22 protein-coding genes are annotated in these 24,460 nt (G+C 60.8%); 10 read left to right on the forward strand and 12 right to left on the reverse strand.

Features of this window, described 5'->3' with window-relative positions; translation table 11 throughout:
- Positions 1 to 72 precede the first annotated feature (72 nt).
- Positions 73 to 960 carry an acyl-CoA dehydrogenase gene (locus ACIOYV_RS09235; RefSeq protein WP_401323072.1) on the reverse strand — a complete coding sequence of 296 codons (888 nt, stop codon included), beginning with the start codon at positions 958 to 960 and terminating at the stop codon, positions 73 to 75.
- Between the two features lie 154 nt (positions 961 to 1,114).
- On the opposite strand from ACIOYV_RS09235, the gene olsB reads away from it, so the two are divergent.
- Together olsB and ACIOYV_RS09245 are read left to right on the forward strand one after the other, a co-directional pair.
- Positions 1,115 to 1,870, forward strand: coding sequence for an L-ornithine N(alpha)-acyltransferase (gene olsB, locus ACIOYV_RS09240; protein WP_054046852.1), 756 nt, complete (start codon positions 1,115 to 1,117; stop codon positions 1,868 to 1,870).
- Positions 1,870 to 2,664: a lysophospholipid acyltransferase family protein gene (locus tag ACIOYV_RS09245; protein ID WP_401323075.1), complete on the forward strand. Its 795-nt coding sequence runs from the start codon at positions 1,870 to 1,872 to the stop codon at positions 2,662 to 2,664. The genes olsB and ACIOYV_RS09245 overlap by 1 nt, the downstream gene beginning before the upstream one ends.
- 101 nt (positions 2,665 to 2,765) lie before the next feature.
- Here the strand turns inward: ACIOYV_RS09245 and ACIOYV_RS09250 are convergent, their stop codons facing one another.
- Positions 2,766 to 3,335: an ACP phosphodiesterase gene (locus ACIOYV_RS09250; protein ID WP_290029877.1), complete on the reverse strand. Its 570-nt coding sequence runs from the start codon at positions 3,333 to 3,335 to the stop codon at positions 2,766 to 2,768.
- Positions 3,336 to 3,503: 168 nt separating this feature from the next.
- Here ACIOYV_RS09250 and ACIOYV_RS09255 point away from each other — a divergent pair, with 168 nt between their 5' ends.
- From ACIOYV_RS09255 to ACIOYV_RS09265, 3 genes are read left to right on the forward strand one after another with little or no spacing between them, the layout of a single operon-like run.
- Complete coding sequence (locus tag ACIOYV_RS09255; protein ID WP_054046859.1) at positions 3,504 to 3,824, forward strand: helix-turn-helix transcriptional regulator; 321 nt, start codon at positions 3,504 to 3,506, stop codon at positions 3,822 to 3,824.
- Between the two features lie 2 nt (positions 3,825 to 3,826).
- Complete coding sequence (locus tag ACIOYV_RS09260) at positions 3,827 to 4,996, forward strand: MFS transporter (protein WP_054046861.1); 1,170 nt, start codon at positions 3,827 to 3,829, stop codon at positions 4,994 to 4,996.
- A 22-nt stretch (positions 4,997 to 5,018) separates the two neighbouring features.
- Positions 5,019 to 6,068, forward strand: a complete 1,050-nt coding sequence (locus ACIOYV_RS09265; protein ID WP_054046862.1) for an alkene reductase — start codon at positions 5,019 to 5,021, stop codon at positions 6,066 to 6,068.
- Between the two features lie 268 nt (positions 6,069 to 6,336).
- Here ACIOYV_RS09265 and emhR read toward each other — a convergent pair whose 3' ends face one another.
- A complete protein-coding gene (gene emhR, locus ACIOYV_RS09270) occupies positions 6,337 to 6,969 on the reverse strand; it encodes an efflux system transcriptional repressor EmhR (RefSeq protein WP_163908873.1) in 633 nt (210 codons plus the stop codon).
- Positions 6,970 to 7,234: 265 nt separating this feature from the next.
- Between emhR and emhA the strand changes: the two genes are divergently transcribed.
- The 5 genes from emhA to ACIOYV_RS09295 all read left to right on the forward strand — a co-directional run bounded on the left by emhA (position 7,235) and on the right by ACIOYV_RS09295 (position 15,781).
- Complete coding sequence (gene emhA / locus ACIOYV_RS09275; protein WP_054046869.1) at positions 7,235 to 8,389, forward strand: efflux RND transporter periplasmic adaptor subunit EmhA; 1,155 nt, start codon at positions 7,235 to 7,237, stop codon at positions 8,387 to 8,389.
- 3 nt (positions 8,390 to 8,392) lie between these two features.
- Positions 8,393 to 11,542, forward strand: coding sequence for an efflux RND transporter permease subunit EmhB (emhB, locus tag ACIOYV_RS09280; protein ID WP_401323081.1), 3,150 nt, complete (start codon positions 8,393 to 8,395; stop codon positions 11,540 to 11,542).
- A complete protein-coding gene (gene emhC / locus ACIOYV_RS09285; protein ID WP_401323083.1) occupies positions 11,539 to 12,999 on the forward strand; it encodes an efflux RND transporter outer membrane subunit EmhC in 1,461 nt (486 codons plus the stop codon). Before emhB ends, emhC begins: the two co-directional genes overlap by 4 nt.
- A 433-nt stretch (positions 13,000 to 13,432) precedes the next feature.
- Positions 13,433 to 14,692: an OprD family porin gene (locus tag ACIOYV_RS09290; protein ID WP_401323086.1), complete on the forward strand. Its 1,260-nt coding sequence runs from the start codon at positions 13,433 to 13,435 to the stop codon at positions 14,690 to 14,692.
- Positions 14,693 to 14,965: 273 nt separating this feature from the next.
- Positions 14,966 to 15,781 carry a methyltransferase domain-containing protein gene (locus ACIOYV_RS09295; RefSeq protein WP_401323089.1) on the forward strand — a complete coding sequence of 272 codons (816 nt, stop codon included), beginning with the start codon at positions 14,966 to 14,968 and terminating at the stop codon, positions 15,779 to 15,781.
- A gap of 180 nt (positions 15,782 to 15,961) precedes the next feature.
- Here the strand turns inward: ACIOYV_RS09295 and pcaC are convergent, their stop codons facing one another.
- From pcaC to ACIOYV_RS09340, 9 genes are all read right to left on the reverse strand, one after another.
- Positions 15,962 to 16,354: a 4-carboxymuconolactone decarboxylase gene (gene pcaC, locus ACIOYV_RS09300; RefSeq protein ID WP_163908866.1), complete on the reverse strand. Its 393-nt coding sequence runs from the start codon at positions 16,352 to 16,354 to the stop codon at positions 15,962 to 15,964.
- 10 nt (positions 16,355 to 16,364) lie between these two features.
- Positions 16,365 to 17,171, reverse strand: a complete 807-nt coding sequence (pcaD, locus tag ACIOYV_RS09305) for a 3-oxoadipate enol-lactonase (RefSeq protein ID WP_401323093.1) — start codon at positions 17,169 to 17,171, stop codon at positions 16,365 to 16,367.
- An 11-nt stretch (positions 17,172 to 17,182) separates the two neighbouring features.
- Positions 17,183 to 18,547: a 3-carboxy-cis,cis-muconate cycloisomerase gene (locus ACIOYV_RS09310; RefSeq protein ID WP_401323096.1), complete on the reverse strand. Its 1,365-nt coding sequence runs from the start codon at positions 18,545 to 18,547 to the stop codon at positions 17,183 to 17,185.
- 45 nt (positions 18,548 to 18,592) lie between these two features.
- Positions 18,593 to 19,897, reverse strand: a complete 1,305-nt coding sequence (locus tag ACIOYV_RS09315) for an MFS family transporter (protein ID WP_163908863.1) — start codon at positions 19,895 to 19,897, stop codon at positions 18,593 to 18,595.
- A 261-nt stretch (positions 19,898 to 20,158) separates the two neighbouring features.
- Positions 20,159 to 20,725, reverse strand: a complete 567-nt coding sequence (gene pcaG / locus ACIOYV_RS09320; protein ID WP_401323098.1) for a protocatechuate 3,4-dioxygenase subunit alpha — start codon at positions 20,723 to 20,725, stop codon at positions 20,159 to 20,161.
- Between the two features lies 1 nt (position 20,726).
- Positions 20,727 to 21,431 carry a protocatechuate 3,4-dioxygenase subunit beta gene (gene pcaH, locus ACIOYV_RS09325; RefSeq protein ID WP_054615929.1) on the reverse strand — a complete coding sequence of 235 codons (705 nt, stop codon included), beginning with the start codon at positions 21,429 to 21,431 and terminating at the stop codon, positions 20,727 to 20,729.
- Between the two features lie 35 nt (positions 21,432 to 21,466).
- Positions 21,467 to 22,672 carry a 3-oxoadipyl-CoA thiolase gene (gene pcaF / locus ACIOYV_RS09330; RefSeq protein ID WP_401323101.1) on the reverse strand — a complete coding sequence of 402 codons (1,206 nt, stop codon included), beginning with the start codon at positions 22,670 to 22,672 and terminating at the stop codon, positions 21,467 to 21,469.
- Positions 22,669 to 23,448 carry a CoA-transferase subunit beta gene (locus tag ACIOYV_RS09335; protein ID WP_265043751.1) on the reverse strand — a complete coding sequence of 260 codons (780 nt, stop codon included), beginning with the start codon at positions 23,446 to 23,448 and terminating at the stop codon, positions 22,669 to 22,671. The genes pcaF and ACIOYV_RS09335 overlap by 4 nt, the downstream gene beginning before the upstream one ends.
- The gene (locus ACIOYV_RS09340) at positions 23,448 to 24,305 is read right to left on the reverse strand and encodes a CoA transferase subunit A (protein ID WP_054046891.1); all 858 of its coding nucleotides are present in this window, start codon (positions 24,303 to 24,305) and stop codon (positions 23,448 to 23,450) included. Before ACIOYV_RS09340 ends, ACIOYV_RS09335 begins: the two co-directional genes overlap by 1 nt.
- Between the last annotated feature and the right edge of the window lie 155 nt (positions 24,306 to 24,460).

Genomic DNA, 24,460 nt, shown 5'->3' on the forward strand with positions numbered 1-24,460 from the left:
GCGGGCAAGCCTCGCTCCTACAGGTTCAGCGCAATCCTCTGTAGGAGCGAGGCTTGCCCGCGAAGAGGCCCATCAGCCGGACAAAGATCCCGCTAAAGCCTTGGCCAACCGCTTCCCCCGCGCCCCCGCCGCCAGCCCCATCACCGCTTGATCGCGCTGCCACATCGCCGCCCACAACGGCGGCCCACCGGCCAACGCCTGATCCACCTCAGCCTTGAGCCCCTCAAACTGCGCAAACAAGCCACCGAGCACCACATGCCCGGCCGCGCTACCCGGGGCCTGGCGACTGACCTCCGCACACCCGGCCAACAGCGCCAACAAACGCAGTTGCAGGGTTTGCGGCCAGTCACTGTCCTGACCGACGCCATACAACCACGCAGTCATGGCGCTCAGCACATAGATGTCTTCCAGGGTGCGGAACGGTTTGACGTAGGCATCCCAGCCATCCCCTGCCAGCAACTCGCAGAAGGCGTTATCGAGAAACACTCGACCGTGACTGATGTCCGGCATCAACGCGATGGCCGGGAGTTTTTCCAGGCGCACGCCCGGCTCGCCGGGATACACCACCGCCAGGCTCAGTCGCGGTTTCTCGCCGAGTTCCTCGCTGCGGGCAGCGATCAGCAGCCAGTCAGCCGCATCACCAGCGGTGACGAAATCCTTGCGTCCATTCAGGCGCAGGTCCTTGAGACGGGTCTGCATGTCGGCCGAGCGCAAGCTGCGTTGTTCGGTCGCGCACAAGGCGCCGAGGCTCTGCGGCGCGCTCGGCCAGAGCGCGCGCAACGCCGCCTGATAACCCACCAGAAACGCCAACCCCGGCGTCGCCATCAAGCGTGCGCCGGCCACCGCCAGTTCGAACGGCGTGACCGTGCCCAACTGATGCAACAAGGTCGCAAAGCCTTCGGCCAGGTCAACATTGGCGGGTAGGCGTTCGCTGCGACTGAGCAGGGTTTGCCAGGGCATAAGAGGCTCCTTGTGGGCTGTCATATAAGCATCACCAAAGCTTCATGGCGATGACACCGGGGCTACATAGCCTGACTTTGCACAACACGGCTGCATAAAGAAAGTCGATCGGCTGCAACCCACGACGGGTGCCCGGCCCGTACGGAGATTCACAATGACTCAGATCGCCCGCATCAGCGACACCGGCAATGAACGCCGCCTGCAAGCCGAACGCCTGATCGGCAGCGAGGCATTGCAAGAAGCCCAGGCCTTGCGCTTCAACGTGTTCAGCGGCGAATTCAACGCCAAGCTGAAAGGCGCGGAACGCGGTCTGGACATGGATGACTATGATGTTCACTGCGCCCACATCGGCGTGCGTGACTTGAACACCGGCCGTTTGGTGGCGACCACCCGATTGCTCGACCACACCGCCGCCAGCAGCCTGGGCAAGTTCTACAGCGAAGAAGAATTCAGCCTTCATGGTCTGGTTTCTCTGAAAGGCCCGATCCTGGAAATCGGTCGCACCTGCGTCGACCCGGCCTACCGCAACGGCGGCACCATCGCCGTGCTCTGGGGTGAACTGGCCGAAGTCCTCAACCAGGGCGGCTACAGCTATTTGATGGGCTGCGCGAGCATTCCAATGCAGGACGGCGGCATCCAGGCCCACGCGATCATGCAGCGTCTGCGCGAACGTTATCTGTGCACCGAACACCTGCGCGCCGAACCGAAGAAACCGCTGCCAACCCTGGATATTCCTTCGAACGTGATCGCCGAAATGCCGCCACTGCTCAAGGCCTACATGCGTCTCGGCGCGAAGATCTGCGGCGAGCCGTGCTGGGACGAAGACTTCCAGGTCGCCGACGTGTTCATCCTGCTCAAGCGCGACGAACTCTGCCCGCGTTACGCCAAACACTTCAAGGCGGCCATGTAATGAGCCGTCTTCGGGTATACGCGCGAATTGCGCGAGTGCTTTTTGTGGTCGCGTTGGGATTGACCATGGCCAGTGTGTTCGGCTTGTTCGAGCGCGCGGGGATTGCCCATTCGATGGTTCGTCGTCAGCGCTGGTCGCGGTTTTTCATGGCGCGACTGAGCAACGCCCTGCCCTTTCGCGTAACGGTTCACGGTGAGTTGCCGAAGACGCCGATGCTCTGGGTCAGCAATCATGTGTCCTGGACCGATATTCCGCTGCTGGGGATGGTCACGCCGCTGTCGTTCCTGTCCAAGGCCGAAGTGCGCACCTGGCCGGTGGCCGGCTGGTTGGCAGCCAAAGCGGGTAGCCTGTTTATCCGCCGGGGTTCGGGCGACAGTCAGTTGATCCGCAAACAGATGACCCGTCACCTGGAGCAACAACATCCGTTGCTGATGTTCCCGGAAGGCACCACCACCGATGGCCGTTCGTTGCGTACCTTCCATGGTCGTCTGTTGTCAGCGGCGATTGATTCCGAAGTGAAGCTGCAACCGGTGGCGATTCGTTATTTGCGCGACGGGGAAATCGATTCGCTGGCACCGTTTATTGGCGACGACGATTTGCTCTCGCACCTGATGCGTTTGTTCGCTAATGATCGGGGGGATGTGGAAATTCACTTGCTCAAGCCGATTGCGTGCGAAGGTCGCGAGCGTGCGGCGCTGGCGTTCGAAGCGCAGCAGGCGGTGCAGAAGGTGTTGTTTGGCGAAGTGGCGAAACCGGCAGAACCACGGCGTAGCGGCGAACTGATCGCCGCGTAATGCTTTTTGTAGGAGCGAGGCTTGCCCGCGAAGGGGACGCCGCGGTGTAACTGATGTACCGCGTTATCGTTCTTCGCGGGCAAGCCTCGCTCCTACAGGGGTCAGCGGTTTTTTACGAAATCCTGAAGCTGCGGATAGAACACTCTGAAGTCATTACTCAACGGCTCATACAACACCCGCAATTCCTGCATCGCCCCCGCCAGTTCCTCAGGCTTGGTCAAGCGCCGGGAAATCCCCCGCAGCACCTGCGCCAGCACTTCGAAATCTTCGTAAGAACCCAACCAGTCATTCGCCACCATGTGCGGCGCGATTTGCGCCAGGCGTTCCGGCAGTTGCGGCTCGCTGGACAGCACCCGGTAAACGTCCGAAGTGAACAGCGCCAGCGGCTGATCCGCGTAAAGCGTCCAGTCCCGCGCCAGGCAATGGTCGAAAAACACGTCGAGGACGATTCCGGCATAACGCCGACGCGTGACGGAAAACCGCGACAACGCGATGTCCACCAACGGATGGCGGTCGGTAAATACGTCGATGCTGCGATGCAGCTGGATGGCGGCTTCGATCTCCGGGTCAAACTGCCCTTGCAGCCGTCCCTTGACGAAATCGCCATACAGGCTGCCGAGCAATTGACCGGGGCGCTGGCCACCGAGGTGCAGATGTGCGAGATAATTCATGGGCGCAGCTTAGCACTGCGCATTCGTATCGACACCCAACGTATCGTTATAACCCGATATACCGATTTACTCGGTCGTCAGACCAAAATCATATTGGTATATCGGGATATACCGATTTAAAGTTCGCCCCATCGCGATATAGCGTTTTACTCATCACGAGCCCACACCATGACCCTAGACCTCGACGAAATAATAAAAGCCCTGGCACACCCAGTACGCCGAGACATCCTCATCTGGCTGAAAGACCCCAAGGTCCAGTTCCCGGAACAGATCCACAACCACGAGTACGGCATTTGCGCCGGGCAGATCGATCAACGCTGCGGCCTGTCGCAGTCGACTGTGTCCGCGCATTTGGCAACGCTGCAACGTGCGGGTCTGATCAGCAGCCAGAAAGCCGGTCAATGGCACTTCTTCAAACGCAACGAGGACGTGATCCAGGCAGCCCTCGACGCCATCGTCAAAGAGCTCAGCGCTCCGACAAGGAATTAACAATGCCCCTCTCGCTACTCATTCTGGCCCTGAGCGCCTTCGCCATCGGCACCACCGAGTTCGTCATCATGGGGCTGCTGCCCGATGTGGCGGCCGACCTCGGTGTGTCGATCCCTGGCGCCGGCTGGCTGGTGACCGGTTACGCCCTGGGCGTAGCCATCGGTGCGCCGTTCATGGCGCTGGCCACCGCCCGCTTGCCGCGCAAAGCCGCGTTGGTAGCGTTGATGGGGATTTTCATCATTGGCAATCTGCTGTGCGCCCTGGCCAGTGATTACAACGTACTGATGTTTGCCCGGGTGGTCACCGCCCTGTGCCACGGTGCGTTCTTCGGTATCGGTTCGGTGGTAGCGGCAGGCCTGGTGCCCGCCAACAAACGCGCTTCGGCCGTGGCTTTGATGTTCACCGGGCTGACCCTGGCCAATGTGCTCGGCGTGCCGTTGGGAACCGCGCTCGGTCAGCAATATGGCTGGCGTTCGACTTTCTGGGCGGTAACCGTCATCGGCGTGATCGCACTGATCGGCCTGATCCGCTTCCTGCCGGCCAAGCGCGACGAAGAAAAACTCGACATGCGCGCCGAACTGCGCGCCCTCAAGGGCGCCGGGATCTGGCTGTCGTTGAGCATGACCGCGTTGTTTGCCGCCTCGGTCTTCACCCTGTTCACCTATGTCGCGCCGCTGTTGGGCGAAGTCACCGGTGTCTCGCCGCGCGGCGTGACCTGGACCCTGATGCTCATCGGCCTGGGCCTGACAGTCGGCAACATCATCGGCGGCAAGCTCGCGGACAAAGGCATGGCGGCCACGCTGATCGGTGTGTTCATCACCATGGCAGTGGTTTCTACCGTGCTGACCTGGACCAGCGTTGCTGTGATCCCGACCGAAATCACCCTGTTCCTCTGGGCCACCGCATGTTTCGCCGCCGTACCGGCCCTGCAAGTGAACGTGGTGACCTTCGGCAAAGCGGCACCGAACCTGGTGTCGACCCTGAACATCGGCGCGTTCAACGTCGGCAACGCACTCGGTGCCTGGGTCGGCGGCAGCGTCATCGCCCACGGCTTCGGCCTGACCAGCGTGCCGCTCGCGGCTGCCGCACTGGCGGTACTCGCCCTGCTGGTGACCCTGATTACTTTCCGTCAGAGCGGCGATCCCGAACTGGCCCCTGCAACTACTAATTGATCTTCAAAAGAGAGCTATTTCAATGACGACTATTTTCGATCCGATCAAACTGGGCGACCTCGAGTTGGCCAACCGCATCATCATGGCCCCGCTGACCCGCTGCCGCGCCGACGAAGGCCGTGTGCCGAACGCGCTGATGGCCGAATACTACGTACAACGTGCCTCGGCCGGCCTGATCCTCAGCGAAGCCACTTCGGTCACGCCGATGGGCGTCGGTTACCCGGATACTCCAGGCATCTGGTCCAACGATCAGGTGCGTGGCTGGGCCAACGTGACCAAAGCGGTCCACGCGGCTGGCGGCAAGATTGTCCTGCAACTGTGGCACGTCGGTCGGGTTTCCCACCCGTCGTACCTGAACGGCGAAGCACCGGTTGCACCGAGCGCCATTCAGCCGAAAGGTCACGTCAGCCTGGTTCGTCCGTTGGCCGACTACCCAACCCCACGTGCCCTGGAAATCGAAGAAATCGCTGACGTTGTCGACGCTTACCGCGTCGGTGCCGAAAACGCCAAGGCTGCCGGTTTTGACGGCGTGGAAATCCACGGCGCCAACGGTTACCTGCTCGACCAGTTCCTGCAAAGCAGCACCAACCAGCGCACCGACAACTACGGCGGCTCCCTGGAAAACCGTGCCCGCCTGCTGCTGGAAGTGACGGATGCCGCGATCGAAGTCTGGGGCGCCGGCCGTGTCGGTGTGCACCTGGCACCGCGCGCTGACTCGCACGACATGGGCGACGACAATCTGTCAGAGACCTTCACTTACGTGGCTCGCGAACTGGGCAAACGTGGCATCGCCTTCATTTGCTCCCGCGAGAAAGAAGCCGGCGACAGCCTGGGCCCACAATTGAAAGAAGCCTTCGGCGGCCCGTACATCGCCAACGAGCGCTTCACCAAGGACAGCGCCAACGCCTGGCTGGCCGAAGGCAAGGCCGACGCGGTTGCGTTCGGCGTGCCGTTCATTGCCAACCCGGACCTGCCTGCACGCTTGAAAGCCGACGCGCCGCTTAACGAAGCGCGTCCGGAACTGTTCTACGCCAAGGGTCCAGTCGGCTATATCGACTACCCAACGCTGTAAGAATATCGCCGACATTAAAAAGCCCCGACTCGAAAGAGCCGGGGCTTTTTAGTGTGCGCCGTTCATAAAATGGTCAGATTCAGGTGCATTTGCGGGTTTATTTACAGGCGTTCACACGCACGAAACAAAATCACTACAAATTACGTAGCTCGCTACCTATCAACCTGCTACTAGTCCGTATATAAAAGCACACCATGTTTCGAAGGCGAGCAAAGCAGATCCGCCGCCTCGAGTGTTGACACAACCTGTTCCAATTACGCATTTTGTTTCATTTGCGCAGGCTGGGGCTCAAGCGCAGCATATCCAACCCTGTATCGACCCACCGCTCGGCTTCGACGTGCAGCTCAAAGCTGTCCGGCGCCAGCAACCACTGATACAGGATGCCGTCGATGTAAGCATGCAGGCTGATCGCCGCGCGGGCCGTATCGAGATCTTCCGGCAACTGTCCCCGGTTCACGGCATTGGTCAGGGCCAGGGCGATTCGCACATTGCAGTCGAGGCTGACCGTCCGGCGTTGCTGGCGCAGGTCACACATTTCATCGGTGAATTCGCACTTATGAAAAAGAATCTCGTTGATGCGTCGGGTCTTCGGGTCCAGGGCAACTTGATGAAACAAATGAGTCAGCAGCTTGCGCATGCAACCCAGCGGATCGAGTTCGTGCTCGCTCTCGCTGGCCTTGGCCATTTCATCCAGTGGCTCATGCAGGCTATCAAGCATCGCCTGCACCAGGTCCGCCTTGTTGCTGAAATGCCAGTAGATAGCCCCGCGAGTGACGCCAGCCAGGGTGGCGATGTCCGACAGCGTCGTGCGCGCCACGCCCCTTTCATAAAAGGCCTTCTCTGCCGCTTCGAGTATCTGGCTACGGGTTTCTTGAGCTTCCTCTTTGGTACGACGGACCATGGCAGTACAACCTCAATCAGGATGCCTCAGCGATGTCTGAACAACCGCTGAATAAAAGTGGGGCGAACGCTCTTGGGAGTCGTCCCCGGCCTACAATTCAAACCTTCGAACGGCTTTTGTAACGGTGTGGGTACGCAGCCAAGGTATTTACAAACAACCATGAACGTAAGTATATTCCTTAGCAAGCTACTTATCCACTCAGCGCACATTTTTTAACCTTCCACATTTCTAGTGCGCATCTTGCGCGCCTGACCCGAGGATTTTCATGCAATTCAAGCCAGCTGTTACCGCTCTGGTCACCGCCGTCGCCCTCGCATCGCTGCTCAGCGGATGTAAAAAGGAAGAGGCACCTCCTGCCGCTCCCACCCCTCAGGTCGGCGTCGTAACCCTGCAACCCCAAGCCTTTACCCTGACATCCGAGCTTCCAGGCCGTACCAGCGCGTACCGCATTGCCGAAGTCCGCCCTCAGGTCAACGGCATCATTCTCAAGCGCCTGTTCAAGGAAGGCGGCGACGTCAAGGCTGGCCAGCAGCTCTATCAGATCGATCCGTCGGTCTATGAGGCCACCCTGAAAAGCGCCGAAGCCAACCTGCAACAGACCAAGTCGATCTCTGATCGCTACAAGCAACTGGTCCAGGAGCAAGCCGTCAGCCGTCAGGAATACGACACCGCCACGGCTAATCGCCTGCAATCGGAAGCGTCCCTGCAATCGGCTCAGATCAACGTGCGCTACACCAAGGTCTACGCACCGATCACCGGTCGTATCGGCCGTTCTTCGGTGACTGAAGGCGCGCTGGTCACCAGCGGCCAGACCGATGCGATGGCCGTGATTCAGCAACTGGACCCGATCTACGTCGACGTGACCCAGTCTTCGGTCGAGCTGCTTGAACTGCGCCGCGAACTGGAAAGCGGTCGCCTGCAAAAGGCTGGCGACAACTCGGCCGCGGTCAAGCTGACCCTGGAAGATGGCAGCCAGTACAAGCAGGACGGCAAACTGGAGTTCTCCGAAGTCTCGGTTGACCAGACCACCGGTTCCGTCACCCTGCGCGCCGTATTCCCCAACCCTGATCACACCCTGCTGCCTGGCATGTTCGTACACGCCCAGCTGCAATCCGGTGTGAACAGCGCAGCGATCCTGGCCCCGCAACAAGGCGTGACCCGCGACCTCAAAGGCACCCCGACCGCACTGGTCGTCGGTCCCGATAACAAGGTCGAGCTGCGTCAGCTCAAAGCCAGCCGTACCGTTGGCAGCCAATGGTTGATCGAAGACGGTCTCAAGGCAGGCGATCGCCTGATTACCGAAGGACTGCAATTCGTCAAACCAGGCGTTGAAGTCAAGGCCACGGAAGCAACCAACGTTGGCAAGAACCCGGCCCCCGCTCAGACAGCTGACAAGGCTTACAGCGGCAAAGGGGAGTAAACCATGTCGAAATTTTTTATCGACCGTCCGATTTTCGCCTGGGTAATTGCCCTGGTGATCATGCTGGTCGGGGCTCTATCGATCCTCAAACTGCCGATCAACCAATACCCGAGCATTGCGCCTCCGGCCATTGCGATCCAGGTGACCTACCCAGGCGCGTCCGCACAAACCGTGCAGGACACCGTGGTGCAGGTCATCGAGCAACAGCTCAACGGTATCGATAACCTGCGTTATGTCTCGTCGGAAAGTAACTCCGACGGCAGCATGACCATTACCGCGACCTTCGAGCAGGGCACCAACTCCGATACCGCGCAGGTTCAGGTCCAGAACAAACTGAACCTGGCCACCCCGCTGCTGCCGCAAGAAGTGCAGCAACAGGGGATCCGCGTGACCAAGGCAGTGAAAAACTTCCTGTTGGTTATCGGCGTAGTATCGCAAGACGGCAGCATGTCCAAGGACGACTTGTCCAACTACATCGTGTCGAACATGCAGGATCCGATCTCCCGGACCGCCGGTGTCGGTGACTTCCAGGTCTTCGGTGCCCAGTACGCGATGCGCATCTGGCTCGACCCGGCCAAGCTGAACAACTTCAACCTGACCCCGGGCGATGTCAGTGCCGCGATCTCGGCGCAGAACGTTCAGATTTCCTCCGGTCAACTCGGTGGCTTGCCGGCCATGCCTGGCCAGCAACTGAACGCCACGATCATCGGCAAGACCCGTCTGCAAACTGCCGAGCAGTTCAAGGCGATCCTGCTGAAGGTCAACAAGGATGGCTCGCAAGTGCGTGTCGGTGATGTCGCCGATGTCGGTCTGGGTGGCGAAAACTCCAGTATCGCGGCGCAGTTCAACGGCAAACCGGCTTCCGGTCTGGCAGTGAAACTGGCCAACGGTGCCAACGCCCTCGATACCGCCAAGGCGCTGCGTAAAACCATCGACGATTTGAAGCCGTTCTTCCCGCAAGGGATGGAAGTGGTATTCCCGTACGACACCACGCCGGTGGTGACCGAATCGATCAAGGGTGTGGTTGAAACCCTGGTCGAAGCGATCGTCCTGGTGTTCCTGGTGATGTTCCTGTTCCTGCAAAACTTCCGCGCCACCGTCATCACCACGATGACCGTGCCAGTGGTATTGCTGGGTACGTTCGGGATCCTCGCGGCGTTCGGTTTCAGCATCAACACCCTGACCATGTTCGGTATGGTGCTGGCCATCGGATTGCTGGTGGACGATGCCATCGTCGTGGTGGAAAACGTCGAGCGGGTGATGAGCGAGGAAGGCCTGTCACCCAAGGAAGCCACCAAGAAATCCATGGGGCAGATCCAGGGTGCACTGGTCGGTATCGCGCTGGTGCTGTCGGCGGTACTGCTGCCGATGGCGTTCTTCAGCGGTTCCACCGGTGTGATCTACAAGCAGTTCTCGATCACCATCGTCTCGGCCATGGCCCTGTCGGTATTGGTTGCCCTGATCTTCACCCCGGCGCTCTGCGCCACCATGCTCAAGGCGATTCCGAAAGGCGAGCACGGGACTCCGAAACGCGGCTTCTTTGGCTGGTTCAACCGCAACTTCGACCGTGGCCTCAGAAGCTACGAGCGCGGTGTCGGCAACATGCTCAAGCACAAGATCCCGTACCTGCTGGCGTACCTGCTGATCATCGTCGGCATGATCTGGCTGTTCACCCGCATCCCGACCGCGTTCCTGCCGGAAGAAGACCAGGGCGTATTGTTCGCCCAGGTGCAAACCCCGGCCGGCTCCAGTGCTGAACGCACCCAGGTTGTGATCGACGAGATGCGTTCCTACCTGCTGGAGAAAGAATCCGGCGCGGTAGCCTCGGTGTTCACCGTGAACGGCTTCAACTTCGCCGGTCGCGGCCAGAGCTCCGGCTTGGCGTTCATCATGCTCAAGCCATGGGGCGAGCGTAACGCTGACAACAGCGTGTTTGCCCTGGCAGGCCGTGCCCAGCAGCACTTCTTCACCTTCCGCGATGCGATGGTGTTTGCCTTCGCACCGCCGGCGGTACTGGAGTTGGGTAACGCCACCGGTTTCGACGTGTTCCTGCAAGACCGCGCCGGTATCGGTCACGAAAAGTTGATGGCTGCACGTAACCAATTCCTCGGCATGGCGGCACAAAGCAAGGTGCTGTATCAGGTGCGTCCGAACGGCCTGAACGACGAACCGCAATACCAGCTGGAAATCGATGACGAGAAAGCCAGCGCCCTGGGCCTGACCCTCTCCGACATCAACAGCACGCTGTCGATCTCCTTCGGTAGTAGCTACGTGAACGACTTTATCGACCGTGGTCGGGTGAAGAAGGTTTACGTACAAGGCAAACCAGGTTCGCGGATGAGCCCGGAAGACTTGAAGAAGTGGTATGTGCGCAACAGCGCGGGCACCATGGTGCCGTTCTCCGCGTTCGCCAAAGGTGAGTGGGTCTACGGTTCGCCGAAACTGGCCCGTTACAACGGCGTAGAAGCGATGGAGATTCTCGGGGCTCCGGCGCCGGGCTATTCCACCGGTGAAGCCATGGCCGAAGTCGAAGCCATTGCCAAGAAACTGCCGGCGGGTGTGGGCATTTCGTGGACTGGTCTGTCGTACGAGGAACGCTTGTCCGGCTCCCAGGCGCCAGCGCTTTACGCCTTGTCGCTGCTGATGGTGTTCCTGTGTCTGGCGGCCTTGTATGAAAGCTGGTCGATTCCGATCGCGGTCATGCTGGTGGTGCCGCTGGGGATCATCGGTGCGCTGATGGCTACCAGCCTGCGCGGGTTGTCCAACGACGTGTACTTCCAGGTGGGTCTGTTGACAACCATCGGTCTGGCATCGAAAAACGCCATTCTGATCGTCGAGTTCGCCAAGGCGCTGCACGAACAAGGCAAGTCCCTGCGCGAGGCCGCCATCGAGGCCTGCCGCATGCGTCTGCGACCGATCATCATGACGTCGCTGGCCTTCGTGCTCGGTGTGGTTCCGCTGGCGATCTCCACTGGCGCCGGTTCGGGTAGCCAGCATGCGATCGGTACCGGGGTAATTGGCGGTATGATCACCGCCACGATCCTGGCGATCTTCTGGGTCCCACTGTTCTTTGTCACCGTGTCGTCCATCGGCCAACGCAAAAACGCCGACCAGGATGATGCCAATGAAACTCCTAAAGAGGCTGGCCAATGAGCAAGTCGCTACTCTCCCTAGCTGTTGCCGCTTTCGTGCTCGGTGGCTGCTCGCTGATTCCTGACTATCAGCAGCCCGCGGCACCGGTGGCGAACCAGTTCCCGCAAGGTCCGGCGTATTCGCCGGCCCAGGCGCCGAGCCAGGCTGCGGCCGAGCAAGGCTGGAAGCAGTTTTTCCATGACCCGGCATTGCAGCAGATGATCCAGGTCGCCCTGGAAAACAACCGCGACCTGCGTGTTGCGGCCCTGAACATCGACGCCTTTGCGGCGCAGTACCGCATCCAGCGTGCCGATCTGTACCCGGCGATTTCGGCCACTGGCAGCGGCAGTCGTCAGCGTATGCCGGCGGACATGTCGCAAACCGGTCAGGCTGGCATCACCAGTTCCTATTCGGCCACAGTCGGCATCAGCGCTTATGAACTCGACCTGTTCGGTCGGGTTCGCAGCCTGAGCGAAGAAGCCCTGCAGAAATACTTCGCCACTGAAGAAGCACGCCGCAGTACTCAGATCAGCCTGGTGGCCAGTGTGGCCAACGCCTACCTGACCTGGCAGGCCGACAAGGAACTGCTGAAACTGACCCAGGACACCCTCGGCGCGTTCGAGGAAAGCTTCAAGCTCACCTCGCGCAGCAACGAAGTCGGTGTCGCCTCGGCGCTGGACCTGGCGCAGTCGCGTACCTCGGTGGAAAACGCCCGGGCGCAACTGGCCAAGTACACCCGTCAGGTCGCCCAGGATGAAAACAGCCTTGTGCTGCTGCTCGGCACTGGCGTCCCGGCCAACCTGCAAGCGGGCAAGCCTCTGTCTGACGACCTGCTGAGCGACGTACCGCCTGGCCTGCCGTCGGACTTGCTGCAACGTCGTCCGGACATCCTCCAGGCCGAATACAACCTGAAGGCCGCCAACGCCAACATCGGCGCGGCACGTGCAGCGTTCTTCCCGAGCATCAGCCTGACCGCCAATGCCGGGACCTTGAGCCCGGACCTGTCCGGTCTGTTCAAGGGTGGTTCGGGGACCTGGCTGTTCTCGCCGCAGATCAACCTGCCGATCTTCAACGCCGGTAGCCTGCGCGCCAGCCTGGATTACTCGAAAATCCAGAAAGACATCGGCGTGGCGAACTACGAGAAGTCCATTCAAACGGCCTTCCAGGAAGTCGCCGACGGCCTGGCCGCGCGCCAGACCTACACCGAGCAGTTGCAAGCCCAGCGCGATTTCGTCGCCGCCAACCAGGACTACTACCGTCTGGCCGAGCGTCGCTACCGCATTGGTGTCGACAGCAACCTGACCTTCCTCGATGCCCAGCGCCAGCTGTTCAGTGCCCAACAGACACTGATCACCGACCGTCTGGCGCAGTTGAACAGTGCCGTGAATCTGTACAAGGCACTGGGTGGTGGCTGGAACGAACAAACGGCGAAGAACGAGCCGTTGAAAGAAGAAGCGCCGAAGTTGAAGTTGTTCTGATAGCGCTTTGAATACAAGAAGCCCACCGATTGGTGGGCTTTTTGTTGGCTGCCGGAAAGTATGCGTTGTCTGGTCTGGCGCCTTCGCGAGCAGGCTCGCTCCCACATTCGACTGCGTTCGTTCAGGGAGAACGCGGTCACCTGTGGGAGCGAGCCTGCTCGCGAAGAGGCCAGCCAACCCACCACAAAACCCAAGCCAATCTTGCGTTCGATAATCGCCCAAAACCCGCTTCCCCCAATTGAATCCCCCCGCTCATCCCCCGCACCATTTGCCCCACAAAACCAATAACAACAGGTTCGACACCATGCCCCCGCGCCCTGCCCTGTCCGGCTGATCTCGCCCGTTTCGCCCCCGGTTCCAACCCCTTGTGTCTGCGCCCCCAGGTTGCGGCAGCGCCCCGTTTCACCCCTAACAATTAGAGAGACCCGAGCCCATGAAGCCTTCCACCGCGCAGTACATGTTTCCCAGCCTCATCGCCGCCGCATTGGCGGCCAGCGCCCTGCCGGCTGTCGCCGAGGAGTCGGGTTTTGTCGAAGGGGCCAAGGTCAACCTCAACCTGCGCAACTTCTACATCAACCGCAACTTCACCAACCCGACCAAGGCCCAGGGCAAGGCTGAGGAATGGACGCAAAACTTCATCCTCGACGCCAAGTCCGGTTTCACTCAGGGCACGCTCGGGTTCGGCATGGATGTGCTGGGGCTGTACTCGGTGAAGCTCGATGGCGGTAAAGGCACCGGCGGTACGCAGTTGCTGCCGCTGGATCACGACGGGCGCCCGGCGGACAACTTTGGCCGCACCAACGTGGCGTTCAAAGCCAAGCTGTCCCAGACCGAAGTGAAGGTCGGCGAGTGGATGCCGGTGCTGCCGATCCTGCGTTCGGACGACGGCCGCTCCCTGCCGCAAACCTTCCGTGGCGGGCAGATCACCTCGAAGGAAATCGATGGCCTGACGCTCTACGGCGGCCAGTTCCGCGCCAACAGCCCACGGGACGACAGCAGCATGAGCGACATGTCGATGGTCGGCAAAGCGGCGTTCACCTCCGACCGTTTCAACTTCCAGGGCGGCGAGTACGTGTTCAACGACAAGCACACTCAGATTGGCCTGTGGAACGCTGAACTCAAGGACATCTACAGTCAGCAATTCATCAACCTGATCCACACGCAGCCCCTCGGCGACTGGACTTTGGGCGCCAACCTCGGTTTCTTCTACGGCAAGGACGACGGCAGTGCGCGGGCCGGCGAGCTGGACAACAAGACCTGGTCCGGGATGTTCTCGGCCAAGTACGGCGGCAACACCTTCTACGTCGGCTTGCAGAAACTCACCGGCGACAGCGCCTGGATGCGCGTCAACGGCACCAGCGGCGGGACCCTGGCCAACGACAGTTACAACAGCAGCTACGACAACGCCCAGGAACGCTCCTGGCAACTGCGCCACGACTACAACTTCGTCGCCCTCGGCATTCCCGGCCTGACCCTGATGAACCGCTACATCAGCGGTGACAACGTGCACACCGCCACCACTACCAACGGCAAGGAATGGGGTCGCGAGAGCGAACTGGGCTACACCGTGCAAAGCGGCACGCTCAAGGATCTGAACTTCAAATGGCGCAACTCGACCATGCGCCGGGACTTCAGCAATAACGAGTTCGATGAAAACCGGTTGATTGTCAGCTACCCGATCAGCTTGCTGTAAGTCAAAGACGCCTTCGCGGGCAAGCCTCGCTCCTACACAGGGATGCGATTTCCTGTAGGAGCGAGGCTTGCCCGCGAAGAACGATAACGCGGTACTCCTGTCACCACCCGTCAGCCCAAGTGGCACTTTGCCGCCCATCTATTACAGTGAAAAAACCTGACAGGACTCAGGCGTTTTTCAACCCTCCTCGACTTCCGTTATCTGTTGTTGTGGGTCCCAGGACTTAGCCAGGCTGTCATCGGAAGACACCGCTGATCACCAGAGGACCACCTCATGATCACTCGACCCAACCCCGCACCGGGCAATAACCGGTGGGATGCCAAGGCGTACCAGCAGTTTTCCAGGCTCAGGCAACGACCGGTCAATGAATTGCTCGACCGCGTTCAGCTCAAACACCCCAAATGCATCTATGACCTGGGCTGCGGCACCGGGATTGCCACCCAGCTACTCGCCAAACGCTGGCCCCGGGCGCGATTGATGGGCGTCGACAGCTCGGAGCAAATGCTTTCCGAAGCCCGGAGCCTGCCGATCAAGGCGATGTGGAAACACTGCGATCTGCTGGACTGGCAACCGGAACAACCCGCCGATTTACTGCTCGCCGCCGCTGTGCTGCACTTTGTCACCGGCCATGAACAGTTGCTGCCAGGGCTGCTCGGCCAGCTCAATCCGGGCGGTTGCCTGGCGGCGCACATGCCCGACTGGCGCGACGCGTTGTGGTATCAACTGATGCTCGAAACCCTCGAAAGCGGCGGCCCGGATGGCGCCCCGCTGGGATCACTGGAACTGCGCCAGAGAATGGCCGCGCGACCGTTACTGTCACTGGAAGACTATTACCGGCTACTCGCACCGATCACCCGCACACTGGACATCTGGGAAACCGAACAGCTGCAGGTGGTGGACGGCAAGTCGCCGATCTATGACTGGGTCAAGGTCTCGGCACTACGGCCGGTGATGCAGGGGCTCAAGGATGACGAACTGACACGCTTCATTTATCACTACCTGATGCGCGTTCATAAGCATTACCCGCCAGAGCATGACGGGCGCACGTTGTTTCCATTCAAGCGGATTTTCATCGTCGCCACGGTCTGAAGCCACCAGTTCCCCCTGTGGGAGCGAGCCTGCTCGCGATGGCGGTGTGTCAGGCAAGATTTATATCGACTGATACTCAGCCTTCGCGGGCAAGCCTCGCTCCTACAGGAAATAGAGTTCCTCTGTAGGAGCGAGGCTTGCCCGCGAAGGCGTCAGCTCAAACACCGCAAACGTCAAAGATCACTCCCGCGACTCAACCCCCAACTCATCCCACACCGATTCCGCCAGGTGGAACGTGGCGTTCGCTGCCGGGATTCCGCAGTAGATCGCGCTTTGCATGATCACTTCCTTGATCTCGCCACGGGTCACGCCGTTGTTGGCGGCGGCGCGCAGGTGCAGTTTGAGCTCTTCGTTGCGGTTCATGCCGATCAGCATGGCGATGGTGATCAGGCTGCGGGTATGGCGCGGCAGGCCCGGGCGGGTCCAGATATCACCCCAAGCGTGGCGGGTGATCATTTCCTGGAACTCCGAATTGAACTCGGTCAGGGCATTCAGGCTGCGATCGACATGTGCGTCGCCAAGCACTGCACGGCGAACTTCCATGCCTTCGTCGTAACGTTGTTTCTCGTCCACAGAAATCCCCTCAATGATTCGCCAGAAACGCCAGGACTCGCTCGCTGAACGCGGCGCCGGCCTGGACGTTGGACAGGTGCGCGGCATAGAACTCGGCGTACTCGGCGCCCTGCACGTGTGCCTGAATAAAGTGCCCACCGGACGGCGGCGTGACTGCGTCGTCGCTGCCGGCGATCACCAGCAGTGGCACCTTGATCGAGGACAACTGATCGCGGAAATCGGCATCGCGCACGGCGGCGCAATTGGCCGCGTAACCTTCAGGCGAAGTGGCGGCGAGCATGTCGGTGATCTTCTTCGCCGCCGCTGGATTGGCTTCGGCAAAGTCCGGAGTAAACCAGCGTGCAATCGATGCATCACGCAAGGCAATCATCGCCGCCGGACCGTCACGCAGCACGGTTTCGATTCGCGGGTTCCACACCGACGGATCGCCGATTTTTGCCGCGGTGTTGCACACGATCAGCTTGTTCAGCCGCTCGCCGGCATTGATCCCCAACCATTGCCCGATCAGGCCGCCCATGGACAGACCACAGAAATGCGCACGCTCGATGTGCAGCGCATCCAGCAGCGCCAGCACGTCGTGGCCCAGTTGTTCGATGGTGTAAGGCCCCGGCGTCACCAGCGACTGGCCGTGGCCACGGGTGTCAAAACGCAGCACCCGGAAATGCTTGGTGAACGCCGCCATTTGCGCGTCCCACATGTGCAGGTCGGTGCCCAACGAGTTGGACAGCACCAGCACCGGCGCATCCTCCGGGCCATCGAGTTGCGGCCCTTGAATTTGATAGTGCAGTTCGCCCTCGGCGAGTTGTACGAATGCCACAGCAGCCTCCTTCAGGCAGTCAACGCAAAATGTTCAGCCACCGCGCGCTCGACCCAGGTATGGGCCTGGCCGAGGTAATGGGCAGGGTCGAGCAATTGATCCAGTTCAGCGTCCGACAGTTGCGCCGTCACTTGCGGCTCGTCACCGAGGACCGCACGCAGATGACGCTGTTCGGCCACCGCGCGTTTGCAGCAATGTTCCAGCAGATGATGCGCGGTATCGCGGCCGACCCGTTGCGCGAGGACGATGCTCACCGCTTCGGCCAGCACCAGGCCCTGAGTCAGGTCGAGGTTGCGCGCCATGCGTGTCGCGTCGACTTCCAGACCGTCGGCCAGCAGCAACGCTTGTTGCAAGCTGCCGGACACCAGGCAGCAAATTTCCGGCAGGGTTTCCCACTCGGCATGCCACAAGCCCAGGCTGCGTTCGTGTTCTTGCGGCATGGCGCTGAACAGGGTCGAAAGCAAGCCCGGCACCCGGGTCGCCGCGCCGATCAACACCGCCGCGCCCACCGGATTGCGCTTGTGCGGCATGGTCGAGGAACCGCCCTTGCCCGGTGCCGCAGGTTCAAAGACTTCAGCAGCTTCGGTTTGCATCAGCAGGCTGATGTCGCGGCCGAATTTGCCGAGGCTGCCGGCGATCAGGCCAAGCACCGCGCCGAACTCCACCAGTCGATCGCGCTGGGTGTGCCAGGGTTGTTCCGGCAATGTCAGTTGCAGTTCTTCGGCCAAGGCGTTGGCAATCGGCATGGCCTGTTCGCCGAGGGCCGCGAGGGTCCCGGAAGCGCCGCCGAATTGCAGCACCAGCAAGCGCGGCTTGAGTTCGCGCAGACGCTGACGACTGCGGGTCACCGCGCCCAGCCAACCGGCGATCTTCATGCCGAGGGTCACCGGCGTCGCGTGTTGCAACCAGGTGCGTCCGGCCAGCGGCGTGGCCACGTAGCGCCAGGCCTGGGTCGCCAGGGTTTCCCCCAGTTGCGCCAGATCGCTTTCGATCAGCTCCAGTGCCCGGCGCAGTTGCAGCACCAGACCGGAATCCATCACGTCCTGACTGGTCGCGCCCAGATGCACATAACGCTCGGCCTCGACATCGTTCGCCGCGATCTGTTTGCCCAAGGCCTTGACCAGTGGAATCGCCGAATTGCCCGCCGTGGCAATCGCTTCACCGAGGGCGGCGAAATCGTAATGCCCGGCCTGACACGCGGCCTCGATGGACGCGACAGCGCTGTGCGGAATCAACCCGACCCGCGCTTCGGCCCGGGCCAACGCCGCTTCGAAATCGAGCATGGCCTGGACCCGGCCCTGATCGCAGAACACGTCGCGCATATCACGGGCAGTGAAATAGGCATCGAACAATTGATTGTTCGGTCGCTGGTTCATAAACAATCCTTGAGGGCGTGGGCCACTGGGGCCCACGGGTAAAGATCAAAGGTCGTGGTGCAAATACTTCGCTTGCTTGGGCAGACGCAGGCTGAACAGGAACGCCACCGCCATCATCACCGTGACGTACCAGTAGAAGGAGTTTTCCATGCCCACGGCTTTGAGGCTCAGGGCCACGTATTCCGCCGAACCACCAAAGATCGCGTTCGCCACCGCATACGCCAGGCCAACGCCCAGTGCGCGTACTTCGGGTGGGAACATTTCGGCTTTTACCAGGCCGCTGATCGAGGTGTAGAAACTGACGATCGCCAGCGCCACGGTGATCAGCACAAACGCCAGGAAAGGACTGCTGACGCTTTTCAGGCTGAGCAGGATCGGCACGGTGAACAGCGTCCCCAAGGCACCGAACCAGAGCATCGAGTTACGTCGGCCAATCTTGTCCGCGAGCATGCCGAACAACGGCTGCATGCACATATAAAGGAACAGCGCGCCGGTCATGATGTAACTGGCGGTCTTGGCGTGCATACCGGCGGTGTTCACCAGGTATTTCTGCATGTACGTGGTGAAGGTGTAGAAAATCAGCGAGCCGCCGGCGGTGTAGCCGAGCACGGTGATGAACGCGGCTTTGTGGTCGCGAAACAGCGCCATGATGCTGCCGGCGTCCTTGTTTTCGCGCATTTCCTTGCTGGTGGTTTCCTTGAGTGAGCGACGCAGGAACAGCGAGATCACCGCCGCCACCGCACCGACCACGAACGGGATCCGCCAGCCGTAGGCACGCAGGTCTTCTTCAGTGAGGAACTGTTGCAGGATCACCACCAGCGACACCGCCAGCAATTGCCCGCCGATCAACGTCACGTACTGGAACGAGGCGAAGAAACCGCGCTGGCCCTTGAGGGCGACTTCGCTCATGTAGGTCGCGGTGGTGCCGTATTCGCCACCCACCGACAAGCCCTGAAGCAGGCGCGCGAACAGCAACAGGATTGGCGCCCACACGCCGATGTCTTTGTAGGTCGGCAGGCACGCGATAAGCAACGAGCCAAAGCACATCATCAGAATCGAAATCAGCATCGAATTCTTGCGCCCGTGCTTGTCCGCCACACGGCCGAAAATCCAGCCACCGATGGGCCGCATCAGGAACCCGGCAGCGAACACGCCGGCGGTGTTAACCAATTGCACCGTCGGGTTATCGGAGGGGAAAAAAGCAGGCGCGAAGTAGATGGCGCAAAAGGCGTAAACGTAAAAGTCGAACCATTCGACCAGGTTGCCGGACGAAGCGCCGACAATGGCGAAGATGCGCTTGCTGCGCTCTTCCCCGGTGTAGTGCTCTGTAGAAGCAGTGGTAGTTGTCATTGTTTTTCACTCAATGGGGACAGTGAGAGTCTAGACACACTTCGCAACAGTCCCGTTCCGCATGAACATTCTGTGACGACATTGAGGACGCCTTCGCGGGCAAGCCTCGCTCCTACGGTTTTAGGCCGGCCGCAGGATATTGATCGACGGAAACCTGTAGGAGCGAGGCTTGCCCGCGAAAGCGGTGTGTCAGGCAACATTGATGGTGACTGATACGACGCCTTCGCGAGCAGGCTCGCTCCCACAGTTGGACAGCGTTACTTAGTAATCGAAGAACACCGTCTCCGCATCAGTGCCCTGCAAAATCACATTCCACTGGTAAACACCCGCCGCATCAGCCTTCGCCAGCAACGTGCTGCGGCGTTCAGCCGGCACGCATTCGAGCAACGGATCCGCCACATTCGCAGGCTCCCCGTCAAAGTAAATCCGCGTCAGCAGGTGCTTCACCAACCCGCGCGCAAACACCAGCACCACCAAGTGCGGCGCCTGGGTCGTGCCGTTCAAACCTTCCACCGTACCGGGCTTGATCGTGGTGAAACGAAAGCGCCCTTCGGCATCCACCGGCACCCGGCCAAAGCCTTCGAAGTTCGGGTCCAGGGGTTTGTCCTGTTCGTCTTCGGGGTGGTCGTACTTGCCGGCGGCGTTGGCTTGCCAGACTTCCAGCATCGCGTCGTTGACGAAATCGCCATTGCCATCGACGACTTGCCCGGTGATCGCCACGCGCTGGCCCAGGGTTTGTTCGACGGTCAGGTCTTCGCGGTTCAGCCAGGTCAGGCCGATGTGGTAATACGGCCCGACGGTGTGGGACGTGGTCGCGTTCAGCGTCATCTTATTTCTCCATCGGCGTGGCTTCGCGGCCGCGCAAGACGATGTCCCAGCGATAACCGAGGGCATAGGAAGGAATGGTTTTTTCCAGGTCGAAACTGGCGATCAAACGCTCTTTGGCGCTGGTATCGGGCACGCAGTTGTAGATCGGGTCATAGGCCAGCAACGGGTCACCCGGGAAATACATCTGCGTCACCAGGCGCGTCAGAATACTCGGCCCGAACAGTGAGAAATGGATGTGCGCCGGGCGCCAGGCGTTGTGGTGGTTGCCCCACGGATAGGCGCCGGGCTTGATGGTCTGGAACTGATACCAGCCATCGGCATCGGTCACGGTGCGACCGGTGCCGGTGAAGTTCGGGTCCAGCGGCGCGTCGTGCAGGTCGCGCGCGTGGTTGTAGCGACCGGCGGCGTTGGCCTGCCAGATCTCCACGAGAATCCCCGGCACCGGCAAGCCGTCTTCATCCAGCACGCGGCCGTGAATGATGATGCGCTCGCCCAATGGCTCGCCGTTGTGCTGGGCGGTCAGGTCGTTGTCCTGCTCATTGATGCGCTCGGCGCCAATGGTCGGGCCGGTGATTTCCGACAGCGAATGCGGCAAAAACACCAATGGCTTGGACGGCGCGCGACGGTTGGTGGATTGATAGGTCGGGTGCAGGTATTCCGGCTGGGTGCCTTCCTTCGGACGACGGTAACCAGGCTTGTCAGTCATTTCGCTTTTCCTCTGTTCTTATTAGTCGGCGGCGGTCAGACGCGTTCGATCGCGAGTGCCAGACCTTGGCCGACGCCGACGCACATGGTTGCCAGACCTTTCTTGCCACCGGTCTTTTCCAGCTGGTGCAGCGCGGTCAGCACCAGCCGCGCACCGCTCATGCCCAGTGGATGACCCAAGGCAATCGCGCCGCCGTTCGGGTTGACCTGGGCTGCATCGTCGGCGATCCCCAGTTCACGCAACACCGCCAACCCCTGGCTGGCGAAGGCTTCGTTGAGTTCGATCACGTCAAAATCGCTGACGGCCAGACCCAGACGTTCGGTGAGCTTGCGCACCGCCGGCACCGGGCCGATGCCCATCACACGCGGCGCAACGCCGGCGCTGGCCATGCCGAGCACTTTAGCGCGGGCAGTCAAACCGTGTTTCTTCACCGCTTCGGCGGACGCCAGAATCAGCGCCGCCGCGCCGTCATTCACACCAGAAGCATTGCCGGCGGTGACGGTTTTGTCCGGGCCGTTGACCGGTTTCAGTTTGGCCAGGGTTTCCAGGGTGGTGTCGGCGCGTGGATGTTCATCCTGCGTCACCACCGTTTCGCCTTTCTTGTGGGCAATCCGCACTTCAACGATTTCTTCAGCGAAAAATCCTGCGGCTTGCGCGGCAGCCGTGCGCTGCTGACTGCGCAGGGCGAAAGCGTCCTGATCCTCGCGAGACACTTCGTAGTCGTCCGCCACGTTGTCGGCGGTTTGCGGCATCGCATCGACGCCGTACTGGGCTTTCATCAACGGGTTGATAAAACGCCAGCCGATGGTGGTGTCTTCCAGCTTCATGTTGCGCGAAAACGCCGCATCAGCCTTGCCCATCACGAACGGTGCGCGGGACATCGACTCGACGCCGCCGGCAATCGCGATCTCCATTTCGCCGCTGGCAATCGCGCGAAACGCGGTGCCGATGGCGTCCATGCCCGACGCACAGAGGCGATTGAGCGTAACGCCGGGAATGCTTTCCGGCAGGCCCGCCAGCAGCAGCGCCATACGCGCCACGTTGCGGTTGTCTTCGCCGGCCTGGTTGGCACAACCGAGGAACACCTCGTCTACTGCATTCCAGTCCACCGACGGGTTGCGTTCCATCAAGGCCTTGATCGGCACGGCGGCCAGGTCGTCGGCGCGAACCGCTGACAGGCCTCCGCCGAAACGGCCGATGGGCGTGCGAATCGCGTCGCAGATATAAACCTCACGCATCACGCTTCTCCGGGTGCTTGGCCGTGGGCCGCAGCGGTGCGGGCTTCCAGATCCCGCAGCGCCTTGAGTTCAATCTCGCTGGGCTCGGCGGTGTTTTCAACGTGCTCGGCAAAACGAATCGCCCAACCGGTGGCCGCGACCACTTGCTCGCGGGTCACGCCCGGATGCAGCGCGGTGACCACGAATTCATGCGTCCCGGCTTCCGGCTCCATGATGCACAGGTCGGTGATGATCCCGACCGGACCGGCGCCCGGCAGCCCCAGACGCTTGCGCGAATCGCCGCCCTCGCCATGGCCGACCGAGGTAATGAAGTCGAGTTTGTCGACAAACGATCGCGCCGACTGTTTAAGGATGATCAACACGCTCTTGGCCGAACCGGCAATCTCCGGAGCGCCACCGGCACCCGGCAGGCGAACTTTCGGCTGGTGGTAATCGCCCACGACCGTGGTGTTGATATTGCCGAAGCGGTCAACCTGCGCCGCGCCGAGAAAACCGACGTCGATGCGCCCGCCCTGCAACCAATAGCGAAAAATCTCACCGGTTGGCACGACAGTGTCAGCGGTTTCCGCCAGCTCGCCGTCACCAATCGACAGCGGCAACACGCTCGGCTTGGCACCGATCGGACCCGATTCGTAGATCAGGACTACGTCTGGCGAAGACGTCAGCCGCGCCAGGTTGGCGGCTTTCGACGGCAGGCCGATGCCGACGAAGCACACCGAACCGTTCTTCAGACGGCGGGCGGCGGCGACGGTCATCATTTCATTGGTGGTGTAAGTCATTACTTGGCCTCCGAAGCAGCGGCCAGCTTGGCCTGGAACTCGCTGAAGTCAGCGCAGCCGTGGATGTACTCGTTGATCCACGCGGTGAAGGTGTCGCGGTCCCGGGCGATCGGGTCCCAAGCCTGGTAGAAACGGTTGTCGCGCTCGTTGTAACCGTGGGCGTAGGACGGATGCGCGCCGCCAGGCACATGGCAGACCGCGCTCAAGGCCCAGGTCGGCAGCACACAGGAGTTCATCGGTGCATTGAGGTCATCGACGATTTCTTCGACGGTGACGATGCAGCGCTTGGCGGCCAGCGCCGCTTCTTTCTGCACACCGAGAATGCCCCACAGCAGCACGTTGCCTTTACGGTCGGCTTTCTGCGCGTGAATCACGGTGATGTCCGGGCGTACAGAAGGCACGGCGGCCAGCACTTCGCCGGTGAACGGGCAGGTGACGGTTTTGATCAGCGGGTTAACCTTCGGCAGATCAGAACCGGCGTAGGCACGCAGCACCGCGAACGGTAGGCCGGAAGCACCGGCGACGTAGGCATTCGCCAAGTCGGCGTGGCTGTGTTCTTCGATTTCCAGTGGATGCGGCCACTGTTTCTCGACCGCGTCACGCAAACGGTGCAGCGAACCCACGCCAGGGTTGCCACCCCAGGAGAAAATCAGCTTGCGAGCACAACCGGCACCGATCAACTGGTCGTAGATCAAGTCAGGCGTCATCCGCACCAGCGTCAGATCTTTCTTGCCCTGGCGAATGATTTCATGACCCGCCGCCGTCGGAATCAGGTGAGTGAAGCCTTCGAGCGCGACGGTATCGCCGTCGTTGACGAATTGCTTCACCGCGTCATGCAGCGAAAGGATTTCAGCCATGGGGCAGGCTCCCGTTTTGTTGTTTACCGACAGTGGAAGAAAAAGGCGCGAGGTTCAGCGCCGAAGTCACTGAAGAGTAAGCCGCAGAAAATGGCCAAACAATCCGATAATCGACTGAGTGTTCGTTTATCGAACAGATTGTTGTTTGGCTATCG

This window comes from Pseudomonas sp. NPDC087342, assembly GCF_044744265.1.
Taxonomy (GTDB): Bacteria; Pseudomonadota; Gammaproteobacteria; order Pseudomonadales; family Pseudomonadaceae; genus Aquipseudomonas; species Aquipseudomonas nunensis.

Excerpts from the sequence above, each read along its gene's own strand:
- ACIOYV_RS09235 (WP_401323072.1), bottom strand. The coding sequence starts at position 960 with ATGCCCTGGCAAACCCTGCTCAGTCGCAGCGAACGCCTACCCGCCAAT.
- olsB (WP_054046852.1), top strand. The coding sequence starts at position 1,115 with ATGACTCAGATCGCCCGCATCAGCGACACCGGCAATGAACGCCGCCTG.
- ACIOYV_RS09245 (WP_401323075.1), top strand. The coding sequence starts at position 1,870 with ATGAGCCGTCTTCGGGTATACGCGCGAATTGCGCGAGTGCTTTTTGTG.
- ACIOYV_RS09250 (WP_290029877.1), bottom strand. The coding sequence starts at position 3,335 with ATGAATTATCTCGCACATCTGCACCTCGGTGGCCAGCGCCCCGGTCAA.
- ACIOYV_RS09255 (WP_054046859.1), top strand. The coding sequence starts at position 3,504 with ATGACCCTAGACCTCGACGAAATAATAAAAGCCCTGGCACACCCAGTA.
- ACIOYV_RS09260 (WP_054046861.1), top strand. The coding sequence starts at position 3,827 with ATGCCCCTCTCGCTACTCATTCTGGCCCTGAGCGCCTTCGCCATCGGC.
- ACIOYV_RS09265 (WP_054046862.1), top strand. The coding sequence starts at position 5,019 with ATGACGACTATTTTCGATCCGATCAAACTGGGCGACCTCGAGTTGGCC.
- emhR (WP_163908873.1), bottom strand. The coding sequence starts at position 6,969 with ATGGTCCGTCGTACCAAAGAGGAAGCTCAAGAAACCCGTAGCCAGATA.
- emhA (WP_054046869.1), top strand. The coding sequence starts at position 7,235 with ATGCAATTCAAGCCAGCTGTTACCGCTCTGGTCACCGCCGTCGCCCTC.
- emhB (WP_401323081.1), top strand. The coding sequence starts at position 8,393 with ATGTCGAAATTTTTTATCGACCGTCCGATTTTCGCCTGGGTAATTGCC.
- emhC (WP_401323083.1), top strand. The coding sequence starts at position 11,539 with ATGAGCAAGTCGCTACTCTCCCTAGCTGTTGCCGCTTTCGTGCTCGGT.
- ACIOYV_RS09290 (WP_401323086.1), top strand. The coding sequence starts at position 13,433 with ATGAAGCCTTCCACCGCGCAGTACATGTTTCCCAGCCTCATCGCCGCC.
- ACIOYV_RS09295 (WP_401323089.1), top strand. The coding sequence starts at position 14,966 with ATGATCACTCGACCCAACCCCGCACCGGGCAATAACCGGTGGGATGCC.
- ACIOYV_RS09310 (WP_401323096.1), bottom strand. The coding sequence starts at position 18,547 with ATGAACCAGCGACCGAACAATCAATTGTTCGATGCCTATTTCACTGCC.
- ACIOYV_RS09315 (WP_163908863.1), bottom strand. The coding sequence starts at position 19,897 with ATGACAACTACCACTGCTTCTACAGAGCACTACACCGGGGAAGAGCGC.
- pcaG (WP_401323098.1), bottom strand. The coding sequence starts at position 20,725 with ATGACGCTGAACGCGACCACGTCCCACACCGTCGGGCCGTATTACCAC.
- pcaH (WP_054615929.1), bottom strand. The coding sequence starts at position 21,431 with ATGACTGACAAGCCTGGTTACCGTCGTCCGAAGGAAGGCACCCAGCCG.
- ACIOYV_RS09335 (WP_265043751.1), bottom strand. The coding sequence starts at position 23,448 with ATGACTTACACCACCAATGAAATGATGACCGTCGCCGCCGCCCGCCGT.
- ACIOYV_RS09340 (WP_054046891.1), bottom strand. The coding sequence starts at position 24,305 with ATGGCTGAAATCCTTTCGCTGCATGACGCGGTGAAGCAATTCGTCAAC.